At 60.6% G+C, this 17,897-nt stretch carries 23 protein-coding genes; 16 read left to right on the top strand and 7 right to left on the bottom strand.

Annotated features, from left to right (window positions below; genetic code table 11):
* Window positions 1-6: 6 nt before the first annotated feature.
* Window positions 7-429, top strand: coding sequence for an NUDIX hydrolase (locus PYR65_RS12545; protein WP_276118217.1), 423 nt, complete (start codon window positions 7-9; stop codon window positions 427-429).
* Here PYR65_RS12545 and PYR65_RS12540 read toward each other — a convergent pair.
* From PYR65_RS12540 to PYR65_RS12525, 4 genes are all read right to left on the bottom strand, one after another.
* Complete coding sequence (locus PYR65_RS12540; RefSeq protein ID WP_276118216.1) at window positions 419-736, bottom strand: TfoX/Sxy family protein; 318 nt, start codon at window positions 734-736, stop codon at window positions 419-421. The two genes, PYR65_RS12545 and PYR65_RS12540, sit on opposite strands and share 11 nt — an antisense overlap.
* A 63-nt stretch (window positions 737-799) precedes the next feature.
* Entirely contained in the window at window positions 800-1,498 is a 699-nt protein-coding gene (locus tag PYR65_RS12535) for an XdhC family protein (protein ID WP_276118215.1), read from the bottom strand.
* A 5-nt stretch (window positions 1,499-1,503) separates the two neighbouring features.
* Entirely contained in the window at window positions 1,504-1,821 is a 318-nt protein-coding gene (locus PYR65_RS12530; RefSeq protein WP_276118214.1) for an XdhC family protein, read from the bottom strand.
* 47 nt (window positions 1,822-1,868) lie between these two features.
* Window positions 1,869-2,426, bottom strand: a complete 558-nt coding sequence (locus PYR65_RS12525) for a flavin reductase (protein WP_407951233.1) — start codon at window positions 2,424-2,426, stop codon at window positions 1,869-1,871.
* A gap of 120 nt (window positions 2,427-2,546) precedes the next feature.
* On the opposite strand from PYR65_RS12525, the gene PYR65_RS12520 reads away from it, so the two are divergent.
* The 7 genes from PYR65_RS12520 (at window position 2,547) to PYR65_RS12490 (ending at window position 8,510) form a co-directional block, all read left to right on the top strand.
* A complete protein-coding gene (locus PYR65_RS12520; protein WP_276118213.1) occupies window positions 2,547-3,635 on the top strand; it encodes a branched-chain amino acid ABC transporter substrate-binding protein in 1,089 nt (362 codons plus the stop codon).
* Entirely contained in the window at window positions 3,632-4,639 is a 1,008-nt protein-coding gene (locus tag PYR65_RS12515; RefSeq protein ID WP_276118212.1) for a P1 family peptidase, read from the top strand. Before PYR65_RS12520 ends, PYR65_RS12515 begins: the two co-directional genes overlap by 4 nt.
* A gap of 87 nt (window positions 4,640-4,726) precedes the next feature.
* The gene (gene rpe / locus PYR65_RS12510; RefSeq protein WP_060640891.1) at window positions 4,727-5,404 is read left to right on the top strand and encodes a ribulose-phosphate 3-epimerase; all 678 of its coding nucleotides are present in this window, start codon (window positions 4,727-4,729) and stop codon (window positions 5,402-5,404) included.
* Entirely contained in the window at window positions 5,401-6,138 is a 738-nt protein-coding gene (locus PYR65_RS12505) for a DUF2259 domain-containing protein (protein WP_276118211.1), read from the top strand. The genes rpe and PYR65_RS12505 overlap by 4 nt, the downstream gene beginning before the upstream one ends.
* Complete coding sequence (locus PYR65_RS12500; protein WP_276118210.1) at window positions 6,135-6,689, top strand: hypothetical protein; 555 nt, start codon at window positions 6,135-6,137, stop codon at window positions 6,687-6,689. The genes PYR65_RS12505 and PYR65_RS12500 overlap by 4 nt, the downstream gene beginning before the upstream one ends.
* A 61-nt stretch (window positions 6,690-6,750) precedes the next feature.
* Window positions 6,751-8,052, top strand: a complete 1,302-nt coding sequence (gene purB, locus PYR65_RS12495; RefSeq protein WP_276118209.1) for an adenylosuccinate lyase — start codon at window positions 6,751-6,753, stop codon at window positions 8,050-8,052.
* 152 nt (window positions 8,053-8,204) lie between these two features.
* Window positions 8,205-8,510 carry a PilZ domain-containing protein gene (locus tag PYR65_RS12490; protein WP_276118208.1) on the top strand — a complete coding sequence of 102 codons (306 nt, stop codon included), beginning with the start codon at window positions 8,205-8,207 and terminating at the stop codon, window positions 8,508-8,510.
* A gap of 54 nt (window positions 8,511-8,564) precedes the next feature.
* Here PYR65_RS12490 and PYR65_RS12485 read toward each other — a convergent pair whose 3' ends face one another.
* Window positions 8,565-9,371 carry a DUF2189 domain-containing protein gene (locus tag PYR65_RS12485; protein WP_276118207.1) on the bottom strand — a complete coding sequence of 269 codons (807 nt, stop codon included), beginning with the start codon at window positions 9,369-9,371 and terminating at the stop codon, window positions 8,565-8,567.
* A 227-nt stretch (window positions 9,372-9,598) separates the two neighbouring features.
* Here PYR65_RS12485 and PYR65_RS12480 point away from each other — a divergent pair, with 227 nt between their 5' ends.
* Window positions 9,599-10,153, top strand: coding sequence for an RBBP9/YdeN family alpha/beta hydrolase (locus tag PYR65_RS12480; protein WP_276118206.1), 555 nt, complete (start codon window positions 9,599-9,601; stop codon window positions 10,151-10,153).
* 101 nt (window positions 10,154-10,254) lie between these two features.
* Window positions 10,255-12,843, top strand: a complete 2,589-nt coding sequence (locus tag PYR65_RS12475; protein ID WP_276118205.1) for a sensor domain-containing protein — start codon at window positions 10,255-10,257, stop codon at window positions 12,841-12,843.
* Window positions 12,844-12,893: 50 nt separating this feature from the next.
* Here the strand turns inward: PYR65_RS12475 and PYR65_RS12470 are convergent, their stop codons facing one another.
* Window positions 12,894-13,208 (bottom strand): DUF1476 domain-containing protein, encoded by a 315-nt coding sequence (locus tag PYR65_RS12470; protein WP_060641012.1) that lies wholly within the window; start codon window positions 13,206-13,208, stop codon window positions 12,894-12,896.
* A 246-nt stretch (window positions 13,209-13,454) separates the two neighbouring features.
* Here PYR65_RS12470 and purC point away from each other — a divergent pair, with 246 nt between their 5' ends.
* Genes purC through PYR65_RS12445 form a run of 5 tightly spaced genes read left to right on the top strand, consistent with a single transcriptional unit; the run spans window position 13,455 to window position 15,882 of the window.
* Window positions 13,455-14,219 (top strand): phosphoribosylaminoimidazolesuccinocarboxamide synthase, encoded by a 765-nt coding sequence (purC, locus tag PYR65_RS12465; RefSeq protein WP_060640884.1) that lies wholly within the window; start codon window positions 13,455-13,457, stop codon window positions 14,217-14,219.
* 16 nt (window positions 14,220-14,235) lie between these two features.
* Window positions 14,236-14,478 carry a phosphoribosylformylglycinamidine synthase subunit PurS gene (gene purS / locus PYR65_RS12460; protein ID WP_276118204.1) on the top strand — a complete coding sequence of 81 codons (243 nt, stop codon included), beginning with the start codon at window positions 14,236-14,238 and terminating at the stop codon, window positions 14,476-14,478.
* Between the two features lie 20 nt (window positions 14,479-14,498).
* Window positions 14,499-14,756 carry a hypothetical protein gene (locus PYR65_RS12455; RefSeq protein WP_276118203.1) on the top strand — a complete coding sequence of 86 codons (258 nt, stop codon included), beginning with the start codon at window positions 14,499-14,501 and terminating at the stop codon, window positions 14,754-14,756.
* Complete coding sequence (gene purQ, locus PYR65_RS12450) at window positions 14,753-15,424, top strand: phosphoribosylformylglycinamidine synthase subunit PurQ (RefSeq protein WP_276118202.1); 672 nt, start codon at window positions 14,753-14,755, stop codon at window positions 15,422-15,424. The genes PYR65_RS12455 and purQ overlap by 4 nt, the downstream gene beginning before the upstream one ends.
* 50 nt (window positions 15,425-15,474) lie before the next feature.
* Window positions 15,475-15,882, top strand: coding sequence for a hypothetical protein (locus PYR65_RS12445; protein WP_060640880.1), 408 nt, complete (start codon window positions 15,475-15,477; stop codon window positions 15,880-15,882).
* A gap of 144 nt (window positions 15,883-16,026) precedes the next feature.
* On the opposite strand, the gene PYR65_RS12440 is transcribed toward PYR65_RS12445, so the two are convergent.
* On the bottom strand, window positions 16,027-16,269 hold the full coding sequence (locus PYR65_RS12440; protein WP_276118201.1) for a DUF1127 domain-containing protein: 243 nt from the start codon (window positions 16,267-16,269) through the stop codon (window positions 16,027-16,029).
* A 91-nt stretch (window positions 16,270-16,360) separates the two neighbouring features.
* Here PYR65_RS12440 and PYR65_RS12435 point away from each other — a divergent pair, with 91 nt between their 5' ends.
* On the top strand, window positions 16,361-17,779 hold the full coding sequence (locus PYR65_RS12435; RefSeq protein WP_276118200.1) for an aminotransferase-like domain-containing protein: 1,419 nt from the start codon (window positions 16,361-16,363) through the stop codon (window positions 17,777-17,779).
* The last annotated feature ends 118 nt before the right edge of the window (window positions 17,780-17,897 follow it).

The raw sequence follows: 17,897 nt of genomic DNA, 5'->3' as shown, positions 1-17,897 counted from the left end.
GTTTGCATGGCAGTTCCAGGCATCGATTTTCCCGGCGTGGGATCAGGGCTTGCCGTCTTAAATGACGGCAAGCTTTTGCTTTGCAGGCGTTTGAAAGCACCAGAAGCCGGCCATTGGAGCATCGTCGGCGGCAAGGTCGATCATATGGAAGCGGTTGCTGACGCCGCGCGCCGCGAGGCCGAAGAAGAGAGCGGTCTGACGATCCATTCCGCCCGTTTTCTCTGCCTCAGCGAGCAGCGGATCGAGGCCGACCGGCAGCACTGGATTTCGCTGATCTACATGACCGATGATTTCTCCGGCGCGCCACAGCTGATGGAACCCGACAAACTCTCCGATATCGGCTGGTATGCGCTCGACGCCCTGCCGCAGCCGCTTTCCGTTTTCGCGCAGGATGCGGTGAAGGCATTGCGGGAACAGGCTATTTCTTAGCCCGCAACGCTGCCTCATAGGCAAGCCGCACCCAGCGCGCCATGTCGTCGGGATCATCGAAGGCCTCTTCCGGAACGGACCAGTAGGGCATCTTCACAAGCTTGCCCTTGCCGTCGTAGGTCCATTGCGAACTGCCGGCATCTTCGAACGCCCCGGTACTCTCGGCATCTGCCTTCAACAGGATATCGCCGCCGACTTCCAGCGCCAGGATCCGGCCCTCGAAATAGATCCCCTTGCCGCCAAACATGCGTTTGACCGTCACCGGGCCGAGCGCCGAAAACATCTCTTCGATTGCCACATTGTCCATGTCCCTCACCCTTTCAATGGGATGCCACCGCGACGCCGCATTCGGGCGTGTCAAAACCAAATGTCAGATAGCCGTCGCCGAGACATTGCGCGTCCGGAGCGAAAGGATGATATCGGCGAGAATGGAAACGGCGATTTCAGCGGGATTGGCCGCGCGGATATCAAGGCCGATCGGGCCATGAATGCGCGCAATCGCGGCATCGTCTACGCCAAGCCCGGCCAGCCGCTCGATCCGCTTGGCATGGCTCTTCTTGCCGCCGAGCGCGCCGACATAGAAACATTGCGCCGCAAGCGCCTTCGTCAAAGGCAGGTCATCGATCGACGGATCATGCGCGACCGCAGCCAGCGCCGTGAAAGCATCAAGAGGCCGCCGCTGGAACACGTCTTCGGGCTGTTCTGCAAAAAGTGCAGCCGTGCCGAATGTTGCGGGTGAGATCATGGAGCCGCGCGGATCGATGATCACCATGTCGAAACCCGCAATCGCGGCCATCCCGGCCAAAGCCTGCGCGATATGACCTGCGCCTATGGCAACAATACGCGGCGGCGGCTGGTGGACATTGATGAAGACGGACCGGCCGCCAATCCCAGCAAGACCTGCTTTTCCCGTGCGCAACGCCGATTCGACTGCCGACGCAGAGACGGGATCGGACAACTCCTCCGCGCGCAACAACCGGGTTTCCCCGGTGTCGAGGTCGGACACCACAACCATTGCCCGCCGTGCATCGCGCGCCGCATTGATCTCGTGCAAATGCGCTGGCAACATCGGCGCTATCTCAGTTTTTCGATAAGGACGCGAATACGCCCGCCACAGAACAGGCCGGCATTTTGGGCGGTATCGTCGGTAACAGCGAATTCTGCAATCCGCGCTTTGCCGGAAGCGATCACATCAGACGCCTCAGCAACCAGAGCCTCCTCGATACAGCCGCCGGACACAGAACCTTGAAAGTTACCCTGCGCATCGATCACCAAATGGCTTCCCGCCGGTCGCGGCGCGGAACTCCAAGTCTCGATCACCGTTGCGATCGCGACATCACGTCCGTCGGCATGCCACTCTGCGGCAAACGTCAGCGGATCGGTATCTGGCATTGCCTATCTCCTGTTGCGAAACGGCGGCAGGACCGATGCAGCACAATCTATAAGGTGCGGTAGTCCCGGTCGAGATAAACCAGCGCCGGCTTCTGCTGGCCGAGGGTGACAGCGACAACCTCGCCGAACAGAACGATATGCGTGGCAACCGTCTTGATATCGATCAACCGGCAATCGAAGGCCGCAACCGCCTCTTCCAGGATTGGCGCGCCGGTTTTCAAAGCATTCCAGGTTCCGTGGGAAAAGCGCTCCGAGGGATCGACGGGGTTCTTGCCGGAAAACACATGGGCAAGATCCATCTGGTCGGCGCCCAAAAGATTGAGGGCAAAACTGCCGCTCTCTGTAAAGATGTCGTTGCGCGGGTTGGCGCCGTTGAGGCAGACGAGCAGCGTCGCCGGATCGTCCGAGACCGAGCAGGCAGCCGTGATCGTCACGCCGCGCCGCACACCCGCATGCGCCGCCGTCACGATATGCACGTGACCGGCCAGCCGGCTCATGGCATCACGGTAGGTCAGCGGATCCAGTTGGGTCTTGTCCAACACGGCAGTCTCCAGATCGAGGTACGTTTTTAACACATAGAGATTGCAACGGAATATGAAACCCATGGTCTGGCTTTTCTTCGTCATTTGCGGCAATTGCCGCTCCCGCCGCGCATGTTCCGATCTTTTCCTTTGACCCGTGCTGCCACATCTTTAAAACATGGGCGTTCTCAACTGGATAAGCGCATGTTTCGTTGGATTTTTGCCAGCCTCGTGATTGCCGGATCGGTGCAGGCCGTCCCCGCGTTGGCCGCCGGGCTGAAGATCGCTGTCGTTGCGCCGGCCGAGGGGCCTTTTGCGTTGCTTGGCCAGCAGATGCTCGACGGCGCCCGCTTCCAGGCCGAGGATCGCGGCTCAGAAATCATCGCAATTCCCGAAACCTGCGAAGCCAATGATGCGGAAGCCCTGAAAAAGGCGCTGATCGCCAGCGGCGCCGAAGCGGCGATCGGTTTTCTGTGTACCGAAAGCCTGGAAGCCGCGCTCCCGGCGCTTGCCGAGGCCGGTATTCCCGCCCTGACGCTTAGCGTCCGTTCCGATATCCTGATGGAAGACGCGCTGAAAAAGAAATGGCCGTTCTTCCGGCTGGTGCCGAGCGCCAAGGCCGAAGCTGCCAAGGTGACGGAGATCATTCTGTCGCGCTGGAAGAACGAACCGCTGGGACTGATCGAGGACGGCACGATCCACGGACGCGAACTGGTGGAAACGGTGCGCAGCGCTTTGGCTGACATCGGCCTCACCCCGACATTCTCCGACACCTACCGCCCCGCCCAGGAACAGCAGGTCAGCCTTGTACGCCGCCTGGCAAAGAGCGGCGTGACGCACGTGTTCACCAGCGGCGACCGGGCCGATACCGCGATCATCGCGCGCGATGCGGCCTCCGAAAAACTTGCCCTGACGCTGATGGGCGGCGAGACGCTCGATGCGGCCAACGTTCCGGTTCCGCTGGCAAACGGGGTGCTGGCCGTGTCCCTGCCCGACTACGCCACGCTGCCCGGCGCCAAGGGCGCGGTCGATGCCATGACGGCGGCAAAACTGCTCCCCGAAGGCTATGTGCTTCCGGCCTTTGCAGCTGTCACGCTGTTGGAACAGGCCAAGGATCAGGCCGGCAAGGATGGCGGCCCGCTGCTGGATGCGCTTGCCAAAGGCCCCTACCCGACCGTCCTCGGCCCCATCCGCTTCAACGCCAGCCACGAGCTGGCAGACAACCCCTACCGCCTGCTGCAATGGCAAAACAACCGGTTCATCGCCGCACCAACGGTTCCGGGAAGCCCGTGATGCGGACCGGGCCGCGCAATACGATCACCGATGTCGGCGGCCTGAAAGTCGGCAATGCGCAGGACAATCGGTTAAAGTCCGGCGTCTCGGTGGTTGTCTGCGACCAGCCTGCGATTGCCGCCGTGCAGGTGCTGGGCGGCGCCCCCGGTACGCGGGAAACCGATCTCTTGGAACCGCACAATACGGTCCAGACGGTCGATGCCATCGTTTTATCCGGCGGTTCGGCCTTCGGGCTCGATGCAGCGTCGGGCGCGCAGGCCGCCCTACGGCAGATGGGACGCGGCTTTCCCGTCGGCAATCTGCATATCCCCATCGTCCCCGCCGCCATCCTGTTCGACCTCATCAATGGCGGCGACAAGGACTGGGGCCTCTATCCGCCCTATCGCGAACTTGGATATGCGGCCGTGCAGGCGGCAGCGCTGGAATTTGCGACGGGCACGTCAGGTGCCGGCACCGGGGCTTTGACCGCCACCTTCAAGGGCGGCCTTGGCACGGCCTCGACGGTGCTCGGCAACGGCATCACCATCGGCGCGCTGGTGGCGGTCAATGCGCTGGGATCGGCCACCATCGGTGATACCAGACATTTCTGGTCGGCACCTTTTGAAGAGAATGCAGAGTTCGGCGGTCTTGGCATGCTCCATCCTTTTCCAAAAGATGCCGGTGATCTGCGCATCAAGTTCCGCAGTCAGCAGAGCGAAACGAAAAACACCACGATCGCCGTCATCGCCACCGATGCGGTGTTGACAAAAGCCGAGGCGAAACGGCTGGCCATCGCAGCCCATGACGGATTTTCGCGCGCGTTGTGGCCCTCCCATACACCGCTCGACGGTGACCTCGTGTTTGCGCTGGCGACCGGAACGAGCGGTAAAACCATCGACCTGCAGAATTTCATCGATCTGAGCGCGGCTGCAGCGTCCACCATGGCCCGCGCCATAGCGCGCGGCGTTCATGATGCGGTGCCTGCCGAAAATGACATGCTTGTGGCCTGGAGCCAGCAGCCTTAGCCGGTGGAATGCGTGTGAAGCCGTAACATCGGTTGTTTGCGGTCAAAAGCGATGCTATTGCCCGCAAAACAGTTGGAGCCCCCGATCATGCCCCTGCCTATCCGCATCGCCCCCTCCATTCTCGCCGCCGACTATGCCAAACTCGGTCAGGAAGTGCGCGACGTCGTTGCCGCCGGTGCCGACTGGATCCATCTCGACATCATGGACGGCCATTTCGTCCCGAATATTTCCTTCGGTCCCGATGTGATCAAGGCGCTGAGGCCGCACACGCAAGCCTATTTCGACTGCCACCTGATGATCGCCCCGGCCGACCCCTATCTGGAGGCCTTTGCCAAGGCCGGCTGCGACAGCATCACCGTGCATGCCGAGGCAGGCCCGCATCTCGATCGTTCGGTCCAGGCCATCAAGGCGCTCGGCAAGAAGGCCGGCGTCTCGATCAATCCGGCAACGCCGGAGAGCGTTCTCGACTACCTGCTCGACAAGATCGACCTCGTTCTGGTGATGACCGTCAATCCCGGTTTCGGCGGCCAGAAATTCATTCCCGCCATGGAAGAGAAGATCCGCCGCGTCAAGGCGATGATCGGCGACCGGCCGATCGACATCCAGGTGGACGGCGGTATCGCGCTCGATACGATCGCGCTGCCCGCATCGGCCGGCGCAAACGTTTTCGTCGCAGGCTCGGCCATCTTCAGCGGCGGCCATGTTGACGCCTACCGGAAAACCATCGACACTCTGCGCGGCAATGCCGAGGGAGGCCGCGGGTGACATTAACGGGCGGGATCGCTGCCGCATTGCTGTCACTGGCGCTCACCACAACGGCTGCACGTGCCGGCGATTTCGCCTCGTTTCAGCCGATCGGCTTCTCGGCAGATGGTAGCGTCTTCGCATTCGAGGAATATGGCGTCCAGGACGGCTCCGGTTTTCCCTATTCGAACATCTTCGTGCTCGATACCCGCAAGGACACGTTCCTGCCGGGAACGCCGATCCGCCTGCGCATCGACAAGGAAAACACCAGCCTTGCCGAGGTCCGTGCGCAAACTGCTGCAAAAGCAGCACCCCTCGCCCGGAAATTCGATCTCGCCGCCAATCCCGGCCTGCTCGCGGCCTTCAATCCGATCACGGAAACCACAAGCGATCCCCATCGCCTGACATACCGGCAATATGCCGTCGATCCGCCGGTGGGTGGGGACTTCACACTGACGCTTGACGAAATACCGTTGTCCCCCTCTGCCCTCTGCAAGAATGTCACGCCGCAATCGGCCGGCTTTCGTCTTGCCTTCGAAACCGAGGACGGAAAGTCATCGGAACGCGTTGTCCACACCGACACAGCCGTTCCCGACAGCCGAAAATGCCCGACGGGTTACCGTATCGGCGGTGTCGTGACGTTTAACCCCATCGAGGGCGACCCCGTCCACATTGTCCTTGTTCAGGTCTTGAGCGTCGGTTTTGAGGGAAGCGACGGCCGCTGGATCGCCGTTCCCGCATCGATGAAGCCATGAGCGCATCCGGACAGGCCATTGCCACTGCTCCACGCAGCCTGACACACAAAGCGGCGCAGCGCCTGCGCCTGGCCCTGCCGGGCCTGTGGGAGCTCGTGCTCGGTGCGCCTTTATGGGGCCTGATGATGGCGGTGTCTGCACTGGCGGCCCTGTACCTGCGCAATGGCGCCGAGACGTTCCATCTGAAGAGCATTCTCATCCTGTTCTTCTGCGGTGGCGCCGTTTCCTGGCCGTTCGCGCTGCTGCTTGGCCGTTTCGCAGCGATCGGCAGGGGCCGGGAGACCCGCTTTGCGGCATTCTTCCTCTGCCTGACGCTCTGCACCATCGCCGTCACCGCCATTTTGTTTGCGCTCGACTACCGGAGTTTCTATACCCGCTGGCACGCGCCGTTCGGCACCGGCACCTGGGCCTATCAATTCACCTTCACCTCGGCCAGCGCCATTTACCAGTTCATCGTCATGGGCATCCGGCTCTATCTGCCGCTCGGATTTGCGGCACTTGCGCTGACCAGCCTGTGGCTCACCTGCCGGATGCCGAAACAGCAGCGTTGAGATTGCCGTCTATCTTTGCTAGAGGCACAGCCAACTCCCATCGTCACGAAAGCTGAAACCCATGATCCCCCGTTACTCCCGGCCGGAAATGGTGGCCATCTGGTCGCCGGAAACCAAATTTCGCATCTGGTTCGAAATCGAAGCCTATGCCTGCGACGCGCTGGCCGATCTCGGCGTCATCCCGAAGGACGCTGCCAGAACGATCTGGGAAAAGGGCGGCGCCGCCACGTTCGACGTCGCGCGCATCGACGAGATCGAAGCCGTCACCAAGCATGACGTCATCGCCTTCCTAACGCATCTGGCCGAATTCATCGGCCCCGACAGCCGTTTCGTCCACCAGGGCATGACCTCGTCCGACGTGCTCGACACGACGTTCAACATCCAGCTGGTGCGCGCCGCCGATCTGCTGCTGGCCGATCTCGATCGCGTACTGACAGCGCTGAAGACCCGTGCCTTCGAGCACAAAGACACGGTCCGCATCGGCCGCAGCCATGGCATCCATGCCGAGCCGACCACGATGGGCCTGACCTTTGCGCGGTTCTACGCCGAGATGGACCGCAACCGCGCCCGGCTGGTTGCTGCCCGCGCCGAAATCGCCACCGGCGCCATTTCCGGTGCTGTCGGCACTTTTGCCAATATCGATCCGCATGTGGAGGAATATGTCTGCGAAAAGCTTGGGCTGACCGCAGAACCGATCTCCACCCAGGTCATCCCGCGCGACCGGCATGCGATGTTCTTTGCGACGCTCGGTGTCATCGCTTCCTCGATCGAAAACGTCGCCACCGAAATCCGCCACATGCAGCGCACCGAGGTTCTGGAAGCGGAAGAATTCTTCTCGCCCGGCCAGAAGGGCTCGTCGGCCATGCCGCACAAGCGCAATCCGGTACTGACCGAAAACCTGACCGGCCTTGCCCGCCTCGTGCGCATGTCGGTGGTTCCGGCCATGGAAAATGTGGCGCTCTGGCATGAGCGCGATATCAGCCATTCCAGCGTCGAACGCGCCATCGGCCCGGATACCACGATCACCCTCGACTTCGCCCTCAACCGTCTGGCCGGCGTCGTCGAAAAGCTGGTGATCTATCCGGAAAACATGCTGAAAAACATGAACAAGTTCCGCGGCCTGGTCATGAGCCAGCGCGTCCTTCTGGCCCTCACCCAGGCTGGCGTGTCGCGCGAGGACAGCTACCGCCTTGTGCAGCGCAACGCCATGAAGGTCTGGGAAAAGGGCGCAGACTTCCTCGAAGAACTGCTGGGCGACGCGGAAGTGCGCGCGGCCCTGCCGGAAGCGGAAATCCGCGAAAAGTTCGACCTTGGCTACCACACCAAGCATGTCGATACGATCTTCCGCCGCGTCTTCGGCTGATCGATGCCTGCGGAGGGCATCACCGCTCTCCGCAGCCCATTTCTGTGCGATTTCGACCCAGTTCGTTCGATTGCAAGCGAATTTTTCAAGCCTTTCGTCAGTCTTGTATGGGAGACTGGCGCGGACATTGAGACGCAGATTTTGGGTGGATCATGCCGTATCAGCAGACAATCGAACGCAAGGCCGTACGCACGACGACGAAATTCACCGGCGAAGTGACCTGCAAGGGCGGATCAAGCCGGGGCATTGTCAAGGACCTGTCGCCCGCCGGCATTTGCTTCCAGCTTTATTTCGACATTAACGCCACCACGGGCCAGGAGGTCTCGATCCAGAGTGACGAGTTCGGTCATCTGACCGGCATCGTGCAATGGTACCGCGGCGACAGGATCGGTATCCGCCTTGATGCGTCCTCCAACACATCAGCGCAAATCTCGTCCTATTACAAATATTTCCGCTGAATGAGCAAATCCCAGCCGTGCTACCGTCCCGGCTGCACGGCTGAGATTATTGCGCTACTTTGCCTGCGGCGCCGCAACCATCTTGCGGTAGAGATGCCATGTCGCATGCCCAAGGATCGGCATCACGACGGCAAGCCCGACAAAAACCGGGATCGAGCCGATGACAAGGCCGGCCGCCACGATCAAACCCCAGACGGCCACGGGAACCGGATTGGCAAGCGTTGCCCGCACTGACGTCTCGATGGCAGCGATAGCGCCGACATCCCGCTCCAACAGCAATGGAAACGACACGACCACGGTCGAAAGCACAATCACGGCAAAGACGAAACCCACCGCATTGCCGACGAGAATCAGGGTCCAGCCCTGATCGGTGCCGGTGACCTGCTGATAGAGCGCCGGAAGCGATGCCGCCGGGATCTCGCCGAACAGCTGGGCGTAGAGCGATTGCGCCACCAGCAGCCAGACGACGAACAGAACCAGAAGCATGAAGGCAAGCCCCAGGATCGACGCCAATGCCGGCGACCGCCGGACGTCAAAGGCATGCCGCCATGACGTGTCCATGCCGAGTTCGCGCCGTCTGCTGATCTCATAAAGACCGATCGCGGCAACCGGGCCCAAGAGAGCAAAACCTGACGCCAGCGGATAGAGCAGCGGCAGCATGTTCACGCCTGAACTCCAGGTGGCGAGCACGACGCCGGCGATCGGATAGATCAGGCACAGAAAAACATAGTGGGACGGCTTTGCATTGAAATCCTGCCAACCCAAGCGCAGCGCGTCGAAGACGTCGGCAACACTGATCCTGCGAATATCCGGATGCGCGAGCCCGGCGCCGGATCCTGCCATTACGTGAAAGGCTGTCATGACCAATTCTCCTCCTGAAATACGCGGCGTCACGTCATTCGAGAACAATCAGCAGTGCAGATAGGAAAGGCAGTCCGGTGAGATAGACCGAAATGCGATGCTCCCGGTATTGGCGTCATTTTCCGCCACGGAGCGTCGTGACCAACCGCGCCGTGCAACGAGCATATACCAGATCTGCCGATCTGACACTTGACTTCCACTCTCCTCGACCTCAAATCGGCGTTATCATGAAAGCATCCGAAGCAGATATCCTGATCGTACCCGGTTACACCAATTCCGGACCGGACCATTGGCAGAGCCGGTGGCAGAGCAAACTTGCCTCGGCGCGGCGCGTCGAACAGGCCGAATGGGCAAAGCCGGTCCGCGAGGACTGGGTCAAGCGTCTGATCGACGACGTCAATGCCGCGACCAAGCCCGTGGTCATCGTTGCCCACTCGCTGGGCGTCGCAACCGCTTTGCATGCCCTGCCCCATGTCGAAAAGAAGATCGCCGGCGCCTTTCTGGTGGCGCCGCCGGAAGTGACCAATCCGAAGATCCGTCCCAAGCACCTGATGACGTTCGGCCCCTATCCGCGCGAACCGCTGCCGTTTCCAAGCCTGGTCGTGGCCAGCCGCAATGATCCGTTCGGCACTTATGAGCATGCCGGAGACGTGGCCAACGCCTGGGGATCGCTCCTCGTGGATGCCGGCGAATCCGGCCATATCAACGCCGAATCCGGGCATGGTCCCTGGCCGGAAGGCACGATGGTCTTTGCCCAGTTCCTCAACCGGCTTCAGCCCTGATCGCGCAGCAGCACAGAGGACGTGGTCGCGGGTCCCGCCATTAATGGGACTTTCATGGTCGTCGGTCATGATGCCGGAAATCATTCGGGAATGACCGGCACGTGACAAACGCCAGTGACAGCAGAAATCCGCAGCCAAAGCCGGCAGCGACCGGCGCCATGCCGGACGCTGCTGCCGTTCTTGATTGCGCGCCGCTCGGCTATTGCCTCCTGGAACCGCATGGCAGCATCCGCCACGTCAATGCGGCCTTCGCGAATGCGATCGGTTTGCCCCCCGCTGCGATCCTCGGCCAGCCTATCCTGCGCTTCGTTCATGATGGTGACGCAGGTCCGCTCGGCACCATCATCGCAGAACTGGCGGTAGACGCAGCCCTTCCACGCCAATGTGAACTTCGCCTTGTCCAGCCGGACGGCTCGGCGGGATGGGTGATGGCGGCGCTGTCGAAGATGCCGGGGGTTTCGCCGTGGATCATCCTGCAGACACAATCGATCGACGATCTCAAACAGGCTGCCGCCAGCCTGCAAAAGAGCGAGACCCGCTGGAAATATGCGCTGGAAAGCGCCCATCAAGGCGTCTGGGATCATGATTTCCGCACCAACGACCTGTTCTACTCCATCCCCTGGAAACGCCTTCGCGGCATGGCAGCGGACGCACCTGTCGATGGCTCGCTGGACGTGTGGATCGAAAGCGTGCATCCGGCAGACAGGGCGCATGTGCTGGAATGTATCCGCCGCCAGGATGAGGGCGACGTCGAGTTCAATACTTTCCAATATCGCGAACGCCATGCCGACGGTCACTGGATCTGGATCGAAAGCCGCGGCGCATCGATCGAGTGGACACCGGAGGGCAAGCCGAGCCGTATCATCGGCACGGATACCGATATATCCGAGCGCAAGAAGGCCGAGGCTCAACTTGAGGAAATATCGCGCCGGCTGAGACTTGCTCTCGACGTTTCGAAGGTCGGCGTCTTTGAAGCCAATCTCGATACGGGCAGCATCATCCGCGATCCGCAATTGCTGTCCATCTATGGCCTGGATCAGCACGACCCCGGCGTTCCAGCCTTCGAGGAACGGCTGCATCCGCAAGACCGGGACGCGGCGCTGGCAAGGGTCGCAGCCGGGATCGCGTCGAATATTCCCTTCATGAACGCCTTTCGCATCATCCGTCCGGACGGTGAAATTCGCCATATCCGCTCGACGTCGGTAACCTTCACCGATAGCGAAGGCGCACATAAGCTGATCGGCGCCAATTGGGACGTAACCGAAGACGTCACCTTGCGCGAGGATCTGGAAAGAGCCCGGCAACTGGCCGAGACACGCAATATCGAACTGGAGGCTGCACGCTCGCGGATCGAATATAACGCGCTGCACGATCATCTGACCGGCCTGCCAAACCGCCGGTTCCTCGACCAGCGCCTCGATGAATGGATCGCCGACAAGGTCGATTATTGCGCCATCCTGCATATCGATCTCGACCGGTTCAAGCAGATCAACGACACGCTCGGCCATCAGGCGGGTGATGCCATGCTCGTCCATACGGCCAAGGTGCTTTCGGCGATCATAAAAGAGCACGATTTCGTGGCGCGAATCGGTGGCGATGAATTCCTGGTACTGTGCGATGCACGCCAGTCGCAGGCCGACGTCATCTCGCTCACCGACCGGATCATCGAGGCCCTGCGCCAGCCGGTGCCCTATGAAGCGCATCTGTGCCGTTTCGGGGCCAGCGTCGGTATTGCCTGGACCGCCGATGGCACGGCGGACGCCAAACAATCGCTGATGAACGCCGACATCGCCCTCTACCGGGCCAAGGGTCTTGGCCGCAACCGCTACGAATTCTTCACCCAGCAACTGCAGACCCAGATCCACCATGCCAAGCGGACCGCCGATGAAATCATCAAAGGGCTGGAAGACGGTGAATTCGTCCCCTTCTATCAGCCGCAGTTTGACGCCCGCACGCTCGATATTACCGGCGTCGAGACGCTGGCGCGCTGGAGACACCCCAAGCACGGACTGTTGGCGCCGGATTATTTCCTGAAGATCGCCGAGGATATCAACGCGCTGACGCCAATAGACCGCTGCATCGCCGAGCAGGCATTGCACGATTTCAGCCGCTGGGAGACGCAGGATCTCGGCGTGCCGCGCATTTCCGTCAACGTCTCCTCGCCAAGGCTGCGCGAGCCCGGCCTGATCGAAAGTCTGCGCCAGCTGAACATACCGCGCGGAAGACTGTCGTTCGAACTGCTGGAATCGATCTTTCTTGACGATCTCGACGCGGATTCATCGCAAATCCTGAAAGACATCGGTGCCCTCGGCATCGATATCGAGATCGACGATTTCGGCACGGGCCATGCGTCGATCGTCGGCCTGATGAAGCTCAATCCAAGCCGGCTTAAGATCGATCGCGCTCTCGTCAAACCGATCATCGAGGCGGCCGAGCAGCGAAAGCTGGTCGGTTCGATCATCGATATCGGCCATTCGCTCAATATCGAGGTTGTCGCCGAAGGCGTGGAAACGATCGATCACGCCCATATTCTGCGTGATCTCGGCTGCGATACGTTGCAGGGCTATGCCTTTGCCAGACCAATGGCCAGAGCCGACCTTGAGGCCTTCATCCACTCCGGCAGCTGGCGGCCGCCGGAAGCGACTGTTGAGCCGGCACGCCGCACGGTACTGTCAGACCTGAAGGCATAAAAAAACCGCCCGGACAGCCGGACGGTTCAAACGTGGCGGCTATGCCGGTATCAGTTATTCTGGATCTGCGTGACGGCTTCGGAAAGAAGCTCGAGCATCTTCAGGCGAATCTCGTCGTCGGTAAGGGTGATGCCGGCGGCATCGAAATCAGTGCGGATCTTGCGCACGACATCCTCATGGCCAACCTCTTCGAAATCGGCGGCAACGACTTCCTTTGCGTAGGCAGCCGCGTCGCTCTTTCCCAGAAGCTCGGCAGCCCAAAGACCGAGAAGCTTGTTGCGGCGCGCTTCAGCCTTGAACTTCAACTCTTCATCGAGAGCAAATTTCGATTCGAACGCCTTTTCGCGATCCTGCATGTTGGTCATCTCTAGTCTCCCAAAAAACCGTTTTGCGTTGAGCTTTTCGCCCATAAACCAAAAGGCCGCCGAAAGTGCAATGCGAAGTTTTCCGGCACGATGACTTTCGTGTTACCCTGGATGGCAGCCGGGCGAGCTAATTCAGGGGATCGGATCAGTCGCCGATTGTGAAATGGTTTCATTTCAGTTATGGACCGCCTTAGAAAATACCGAGTGCGCAGCCCAAGAGCGCCTTTAAAGATAGAGACATCATTCATGAACCGTCGCCGCCGTATCTACGAGGGCAAGGCCAAGATCCTTTACGAAGGTCCTGAGCCGGGCACTCTGATCCAGTTCTTCAAAGATGATGCCACGGCCTTCAACGCCAAGAAGCACGAGATCATCGACGGCAAGGGCGTGCTCAACAACCGGATTTCGGAATATATCTTTACCCATCTGAACCGGATCGGCATCCCCACGCATTTCATCCGCCGCCTCAACATGCGCGAGCAGCTGATCAAGGAAGTGGAAATCATTCCGCTTGAGATCGTCGTGCGCAACGTGGCGGCCGGTTCGCTGGCAAAGCGCCTTGGCATCGAGGAAGGCGTCGTCCTGCCCCGCTCGATCATCGAGTTCTATTACAAGGCCGATGCGCTTGACGATCCGATGGTCTCTGAAGAGCACATCACCGCGTTCGGCTGGGCAAGCCCGCAGGAACTCGACGACATCATGGCGCTCGCCATCCGCATCAACGACTTCCTCACCGGCCTCTTCCTCGGCGTCGGCATTCAGCTGGTCGATTTCAAGATCGAATGCGGCCGCCTGTTCGAAGGCGACATGATGCGCATCATCCTGGCCGACGAAATTTCGCCGGACAGCTGCCGTCTGTGGGATGTCGAAACCAAGGAAAAGATGGACAAGGACCGGTTCCGCCGCGATATGGGAGGCCTTGTCGAGGCTTACCAGGAAGTCGCCCGCCGCCTTGGCATCATGAACGAGAACGAACCGCCCCGCGGCTCCGGCCCGGTATTGGTAAAATAAGCAGGAATAGACGACAGTGATCAACGCACGCGTAACAGTGACGCTGAAAAACGGCGTTCTCGACCCCCAGGGCAAGGCAATCGAGGGCGCGCTCGGCGCTCTCGGCTTCGGCGGCATTGGCCAGATCCGCCAGGGCAAGGTCTTCGATCTGCAGATCGACACCGCCGACAAGGCAAAGGCTGAAACCGATGTCAAAGCCATGTGTGAAAAACTTCTCGCCAACACGGTGATTGAGAATTACACTATCTCATTCCCGTAAAGGTTGAATGAGGTCGGGCAGTGAACGATGTATCCAGTGAGTTGATGTATGAATTGCTGAAGCGCATCCAAAACGATCTTTCCAGCCTGAAAGACGGCCAGAAGGATATGCGGCAGGACATGCTGAGCTTGAGAAATCAGTTCCATCTGCTCCAGGGTGACGTCAACACCATGCGTGGTTCGATCGTCCACATTGACGACCGCCTCGAACGTATCGAAAACCGCCTCGAATTGCGCGAGCTTGCCGAGGCCCAATCCAGGTTTGAACCGCACCCATGAAATCCGCCGTCGTTCAGCTTCCAGGCCTCAACCGTGACCGCGACATGATCGCAGCCCTGACCAAGATATCCGGCAAGGCGCCGGTGACCATCTGGCAGACCGAAACGGACATTCCGGATGTCGATCTGATCGTCATTCCCGGTGGCTTTTCCTATGGCGACTATCTGCGCTGCGGTGCGATTGCCGCGCGCATGCCGGTAATGCAGGCGATCAAGGCCAAGGCCGAGGCCGGCGTCAAGGTGCTGGGCGTTTGCAACGGCTTCCAGATCCTGGTCGAGGCAGGCCTCCTGCCCGGCGCCCTGATGCGCAACGCTTCGCTGAAATTCGTCTGCCGGGAAATCAAGCTCGAAGTCGTCAACGCCAATACCGATTTCAGCCGCGCCTATGAACAGGGCCAGATCATCCGCTGCCCGGTTGCCCATCACGACGGCAATTATTTTGCAGATTCTGAAACGCTTGAGACCATCGAGGATAACGGACAGGTGGTGTTCCGGTATGCCGCAGGCACCAATCCCAATGGCTCGGTCAACGATATCGCCGGGATCGTCAATGCCGGAGGCAATGTTCTCGGCATGATGCCGCATCCGGAAAACCTGATCGAGGCCGCCCATGGCGGTTCGGACGGACGCGGACTGTTCGCTTCTGCTCTCGACGTAATCGCTGCTTAACATTCGAGCTGATAGAAGGCACCCTAGAGACCGAATCAGAAGGGGCCTTCATGCGCGCTGCAGCTTTCATCCGTTCCGTGGCCATTGCCGGCTCTATCGCCGTTCTCGGGCTTGTTGCCGGCTGCCAGACAAAGGCGCCGCCAGCGCCGGCCCGCGATACCGCCGCCTTGGCGACCATGGAGCGGGTGGCGCTTGGCGCCAACGCCTGCTGGTTCAAGTCGGGTGATGCCGCCTTCAAATCCTATCGTCTTGCGCCGGAACTGAATTCCTTTTCCGGGCGCCCCCGCATCCTGATCGTCAAGCGAAACTCCCCGGAATCACGGCCTCTGGCGGTGGTTCAGGCGGAGGGACACCCTGCCCGCCTGCAGGCCTTCGGCCCGCTGTTCAGCGAGAGCGTGGGAACGCGGATGACCACGGATATCAAGCGCTGGGCCGCCGGCGGTGAAGGCTGCCGCTAAGCGGTTGCCTTCGCTGTTGCGAGGTTGGACCATCAGAACCTTGCACAGCAGGATGAATTCTCCAGCGCCGCGATTGTATCGCCGACGGGTTTGCGCCGGTAGCAGCAGCCAGCCGCTGCATCTCCATGTCCCAGCAATATCCTGTCAGTTCCAGAACGGCCGCGTGGCCTCCCGGCGCGCCTCAGCAGGCGTGACGCCGATATCGGCGAGCTGATCATCGGTCAGCTCTGAGAGAGCAATACGGCTGAGCCGCTTGTCTTCCCTGTCGACAATCCAGGCGATCACCACGAAACACAGATCCTTCAATCGCGAGACGAAGCCGCGCGACTGAATTGTACCCTTTAGCTGAGCACGCTCATCGCCAATATCCGCACAAATTGTACCCATTGTCATCATTCCTATCGATTGCAACGGTTTTATTCCGGTATTGCATTGTCATAATTGACAGGAAAACCGATGCAATGTAGAAATTGTCACCATGACAACATGGATGCCAGACCCAACCCAAGGCCAAGGGCCGCTTTACGCGCGCATTGCCGATCAGATCGAGCAGGCCATTGCGGGCGGCGTCCTCGCTGTGGGCACAAAATTACCACCGCAGCGCAACCTCGCCTTTGATATCGGCGTCACAATCGGCACAATTGGCCGCGCCTATCATCTGGTGCGCGAACGCGGGCTTGTCAGCGGCGAAGTGGGACGCGGCACCTATGTGCTCGATAATGCCGAATTGCGCCCGGCCGAACAGCCTGACCCAATGAGCGTGGCGCTGGCCGGCACGCGAGCGCAAAAAGCTCCACCGGAAAAACTCCGGTTTGACAGCACGGCCGCTCCCGATATCGGTCAGGGCACCTCGCTGGAAAAGGTGCTGGGCGAGATCAGCCGCGTCCATCACGCCGATATTGCCAGCTATGCCCGCGATTTCCCGGCACATTGGTTTACCGCGGGAAGCCTGTGGCTTGCCAAGGGCGCGTTTCGTCCGCAGCCCGATCGCATCGTTCCGACACTCGGCGCCCATGCCGGCGCTGTCGCCGTGATTGCCGCCGTCACGGCACCGGGCGACAAGATCGCCTTTGAGAACATCACCTACTCCCAGATCAGCCGCAGCGCCGGCCTGATCGGCCGCCGGACGATCCTCCTGCGCACCGATGATTACGGCCTCGATCCCGATGATTTCGAGCGGGTCTGCGCCCAGCAGCATCCCAAGCTTGCCTTCCTCATGCCGACGGCGCAAAACCCGACCGTGGTCACTCTGTCGCTGGAGCGGCGCCAGGCGATCGCCGACATCGCCCGCCGCTATGGCGTCTGGCTGCTCGAAGACGATCTCTATGGCGCCATGACCGGCGACGTGATGCCGCTTCTGGCGGAGCTGGCGCCGGAGCGGACGTTCCTGGTCGGCGGTCTGTCGAAATCGGTGGCGGCGGGCGTGCGCGGCGGCTGGGTCGCCTGCCCTCCGCATTTCAGCCAGCGCATCCGCATCGCCCATAAGATGGTGAGCGGCGGCATGCCGTTTCTGTTGGCGGAACTCTGCGCCCGGCTGGTCATGAGTGGCGAGGCCGCAAGCCTGCGGACGCGCTGCATCGACGAAATCCGGGCCCGCGAACAGATGGCGCGCGAAATCTTTGCGGGCATCGATTTCAACTCGCACCCGCATGTGCCGTTCCTGTGGCTGAAACTGTCCGAACCCTGGTTTTCCGGCACGTTCAAGCATGCGGCCTATGAGGAGGGCGTACTGATCGATGACGAGGACGAATTCAAGGCCGGCCGCACGGACAGCGTCTTCCACCGGGTGCGGATCGGCTTTTCCTCGCCCGCCGACCGAAGCGAAGTCCGCCGCGGCTTCCTGACCCTGCGCCGGCTTCTGGACAGCGGCCGCACCGGCTATGACAGCTTTGCCTGAGCGATCCCTGGCATAATTCTCAAAAAGCGCGCGATCACCTGTGCTTTTCGGGCATTTTCCTATCGCATCCCGTGGGCGCTTCGGTTAAAGAAACCCCGACGTGATCTCTTTGTTTTGA

It is taken from the genome of Pararhizobium qamdonense, assembly GCF_029277445.1.
In the GTDB taxonomy this organism is placed as follows: Bacteria; Pseudomonadota; Alphaproteobacteria; order Rhizobiales; family Rhizobiaceae; genus Pararhizobium; species Pararhizobium qamdonense.
The sequence above is the reverse complement of the archived record's forward strand: the minus strand, read 5'-3'. Positions and strand labels throughout refer to the sequence as shown.